This window comes from Streptosporangium sp. NPDC048047 (assembly GCF_040653115.1).
In the GTDB taxonomy this organism is placed as follows: domain Bacteria; phylum Actinomycetota; class Actinomycetes; order Streptosporangiales; family Streptosporangiaceae; genus Streptosporangium.
This window is the reverse complement of the sequence record NZ_JBEZNH010000121.1, coordinates 1-4140: the sequence shown is the minus strand read 5'-3', so window position 1 is coordinate 4140 and position 4140 is coordinate 1. Positions and strand designations below refer to the sequence as shown.

General features: G+C 71.4%; 4 protein-coding genes. 2 read left to right on the top strand and 2 right to left on the bottom strand.

From position 1 onward, the window contains the following. Both AB0D67_RS38960 and AB0D67_RS38955 read left to right on the top strand, forming a co-directional pair. Window positions 1-569, top strand: a 569-nt coding sequence (locus AB0D67_RS38960) for a transposase (RefSeq protein ID WP_362947437.1), incomplete at its 5' end; no start/stop codon positions are given. A 96-nt stretch (window positions 570-665) separates the two neighbouring features. Then, a complete protein-coding gene (locus AB0D67_RS38955; protein ID WP_362947435.1) occupies window positions 666-1136 on the top strand; it encodes a hypothetical protein in 471 nt (156 codons plus the stop codon). A 12-nt stretch (window positions 1137-1148) separates the two neighbouring features. Here the strand turns inward: AB0D67_RS38955 and AB0D67_RS38950 are convergent, their stop codons facing one another. Both AB0D67_RS38950 and AB0D67_RS38945 read right to left on the bottom strand, forming a co-directional pair. Further along, window positions 1149-2990, bottom strand: a complete 1842-nt coding sequence (locus AB0D67_RS38950) for a glycoside hydrolase family 15 protein (RefSeq protein WP_362947433.1) — start codon at window positions 2988-2990, stop codon at window positions 1149-1151. Between the two features lie 133 nt (window positions 2991-3123). Next, window positions 3124-4140: 2-oxo acid dehydrogenase subunit E2 (locus AB0D67_RS38945; RefSeq protein ID WP_362947430.1), on the bottom strand; the 1017-nt coding region annotated here is incomplete at its 5' end.

Here is a 4140-nt window from a genome sequence, read left to right as displayed (position 1 = left end):
AGCACCTGACCAACCCGCGTCACCTGGCCGCGTCCGCTGAGCGGCTGGCCGCCGCCCAGCGGGACCTGGCCCGCAAGAAACGCGGCTCCGCGCGGCGGCGTAAAGCAGTGGCGCGGGTCGCCGTCCTGCACGCCAAGGTGCGTCGTCAGCGGCTGGACGGCGCACACAAGGCCGCCCTGCGGCTGGTGCGCGGCTACGACGTCATCGCGCATGAGGATCTGCGGATCGCGAACATGACCCGCTCGGCGTCCGGCTCGCTCGACGCGCCCGGCACCAACGTGGCGCAGAAGTCGGGTCTCAACCGTTCGATTCTCGACGCGGGGTGGGGGGTGTTCCTGACGATCCTGTCGCACAAGGCTGAAAGCGCCGGTCGAGAACTGATCGCGGTGAACCCCGCCGGCACCTCCCGCACCTGTGCCCGTTGCGGGCACGTGGCCAAGGAGAACCGCCTCAATCAGGCCGCGTTCCGGTGCGTGGCGTGCGGGCTCACCGCGCACGCCGACGTCAACGCGGCGGTCAACATCCTGCGGGCAGGGCTTGCCCTTCGCGACGCTGCGCAAGCGGCTTAGCGAGAAGCCGCTCCCTTCAGGGAGCGGAGGAGTCACCTCCAACCTCCACAGATGCGCGGCCACCGCTCATTTTGAAACGAGCTGTAAGGTGGCGTAGTGACAGATGATGTCATTCATCTGATCGTCAGGCTGGAGGCGGACGGCTTTCGCCCGTACGCGTCGTCCCCGCAAGCGCCGGGGCTCGTCTACGGTCGTCCGACGATGGAGGAGCTCCATGCCGATCTGCAGGACGTCCTGGGTTTCCATTTCGACCGGCCCGGCCCCTTCGACGTCGTGGAGCACCATGAGCGCCACCACGAGGTCGCGGGCGGGGAACTCGTCTTCCGGCTGGCCGCTGACGGGCATGCCCGGGAGCGGAAGAACGTTCAAACGGCTCTGAGCCGGGCGCTGCGTGACCCGCTCCAGGCGGAAGGACTGGTCTCGGCGCCGGCCAACGCCGTCGGCGAGGTGGTCTACATCTGCGCGGTCGCGTCCGACACGATCGGCTGGATCCTGGCTCAGCTCGGCCCGGAGGGCGACACCGTGAACGTCGCCGTCCGGGTGGTGAATGTCGTGGTCATGGCATGACAAGAAAGCCGGTCAGCCGAGGGCGCGGTCGAGGTTGACGGCGGCGCTGATCAGGGAGAGGTGGGTGAACGCCTGCGGGAAGTTGCCGAGCTGCTCGCCGGTCATGGCGATCTCCTCGGCGTACAGGCCGAGGTGGTTGGCGTAGGTGAGCATCTTCTCGAAGGCGAGCCGGGCCTCGTCGAGCCGTCCGGCACGGGTGAGCGCCTCGACGTACCAGAACGAGCAGATCGAGAACGTGCCCTCCTCTCCGCTCAGGCCGTCGGGGCTCTCGCCGGGGTCGTAGCGGTAGACCAGCGAGTCGGCGACGAGGGTACGGCGGAGCGCGTCGAGGGTGGACAGGAACCTGGGGTCGGTGGGGGCGACGAACTTGGTCAGCGGCATCATCAGCACGGCGGCGTCGAGGACGTCGCCGTCGAAGTGCTGGACGAACGCGCCCAGCCGGTCCGACCAGCCGCGCCGCATGATCTGCCGGTAGATCTCGTCGCGGGTGCGCTGCCAGCGCTGCGTGTCGGCGGGCAGGCCGCGGCGGCGGGCCATCCGCATGGCCCGTTCGATCGCCACCCAGCACATCAGCCGCGAGTAGACGAAGTCGCGGCGTCCGCCGCGGGTCTCCCAGACGCCCTCGTCGGGCTGGTCCCAGTTGACGCAGACCCAGTCGACCAGCGTGCAGACCTGTTCCCACTGGTCGCTGGAGATCGGCCGGCACAGCTTGTCGTAGAGGTAGACGGAGTCGATGAGGGCGCCGTAGATGTCGAGCTGGAGCTGGCCCGCGGCGGCGTTCCCGGCCCGGACCGGCGCGGAGCCGCGGTAGCCCGCGAGGTGGGGCAGTTCGATCTCGGGCAGGTCGGTGCGGCCGTCGATGCCGTACATGATCTGCAGGGGGCCCGCCTCACCGTCGCAGCCGCAGCTGACGTGCTCGGAAAGGAAGCCCATGAACGCCGCGGCCTCCTCGTCGAAGCCGAGTCTGATCAGCGCGTACATGCAGAACGCCGAGTCGCGCATCCAGACGTAGCGGTAGTCCCAGTTGCGTTCGCCGCCGATCCGCTCGGGCAGGCTGGTGGTCACCGCGGCGACGGTCCCGCCGGTCGGCGCGTAGGTGAGCAGTTTCAGCGTCAGCGCCGAGCGGTGCACCATCTCCCGCCAGCGGCCCCGGTAGCGTGACCGGGAGACCCAGCGCCGCCAGTAGGCGACCGTGGCGGTGAACTCCTCCTCGGCCTCGGCGAGGGGACAGGCCCGCGTCTCGACGCCCTCACCGTACCGGTCGAGGGCGAAGACCGCGCACTCGCCCTCGGTCAGCTTGAACGCCGAGAGCACGTCGCGGCCGTCGGTCTCCAGCGGCGCGCTGGAGGTCAGGGTGAGCGAGAGCGACGGCGAGGTGAAGACGGCCCGGCCCTCGCGCAGGTCCACGGTGTGGGACCGGCGGCCGTAGTCGAACCGGGGGGCGATCCGGGCCCGGAACGGCAGCGTCCCGCGCACGCATCTCACCCGGCGGATCAGCCGGTGGCGGTCGATCTCGCGCGCGTCGCCGGCGACCGGCATGAAGTCGTGGATCTCCCCGACCCCGTCGGGGGCCATGAACCGGGTGATCAGCACGTTGGTGTCGGGGAAGTAGAACTGCCTGGTCCTCGCGGGCACGTCGGCGGCCAGCTCGAACGCCCCTCCCCGGTCGGCGTCGAGGAGGGCGGCGAACACGCTCGGCGCGTCGAAACGCGGGAAGCAGTACCAGTCGATCGTGCCGCGCGTGTCCACGAGCGCGGCGGTGCGCAGGTCGCCGATCAGCCCGTGGTCGGCGATCGGCGGGTACCGGCCGTCGTCCGCCGGGTCCCGGAGACTGTCGAAATCGGCTGCCGTCATCTGCGGCCTTCCGTCGTCGGGCCCGCCGTCACGGGGCCCGTACGACCTCACGCTAACGCCGCCGTGCGCGACGGCCGGTCCGGTCCGGGGCAAGGAAGGGGAAGGCTTCGGGAAAGCGGGGCGCCGCCGGGGGTCACGGACGCAGGAAGCCCTCCGGTCGTTCCAGGGTCGCGCGGATGGCCCCGAGGAACTCGACGGCCTCGCGCCCGTTGACGAACCGGTGGTCGTAGGCCAGACCCAGGGACACGACTCTGCGGGTGACGAAGCCTCCCTCGCCGTTCTCCACCACCTCGGGGCGGGGCGCCGGCAGTGACAGCGCGCAGATCTGGCCGGGGAAGACGATGGGCACCGCGGTGATCACCGCGTCGCCGGTGTGCAGGGTCAGGGTGATGTTCCCGTCGCGCAGGTCGTCCTCCCGGAAGCCGCCGTTCATCGCGGTCGTGCGGAACCGTGTCAGATCCCGGGCGATCTCGGCCGGGGGCCGGCGTCCCGCGTCCCGCACCACCGGGATGTACATCCCCTTGCCGACGTCGACGGTCACGCCCACGTCGGCGGTGACGGCGCGGCGGGCGGCGTCGGCGCGGAGCGGAGTGGCGAAGAAGAGGGGGAAGCGGTCGAGCAGCTCACCGGTCGCCTTGACCACCAGCTCGGGCAGGCCGACCAGCACCCGCCCCCGTCTGGTCAGTTCGCGGGCGACCGGCAGCGCGTCGGTCACGTCCACCCTGACGGCGGTGAAGGCGGCCGGGATGTCGCGGTGCGACGCGGTGACCACCTCTGCGACGCGCCGCTGCAGCTTCGACAGCGGGAGCAGGCCCGGCCCGGTCAGGCCGGCGAGGTCCGCCCGCCTGACCACCTTCTTGCCCAGCCCTCTCACCTGGTCCGGGGAGATGCCGAGCTCGTCCATCAGCGCGCGTGCCGGCTCGGTGATCACGATGGTGTCCGGGCCGGGGGTGTCCGGGCCGGCCTCGGCGTGGATCCGCGTACCGGTGCCCGCGCCCGCGTCCGGGCCGGGGGCGTCCGGGAGAGGGTCCGCCCCCGGCGGCCGTGCCTCCCCGGCGGCGTCTCCGGGCTGCTCCCCTGTGGTCTCCCCCTCGTCGAGGAGGCGGGCGATGACCTGGCCGGGCGCGCACTCGGCGCCTTCGGCAAGGAG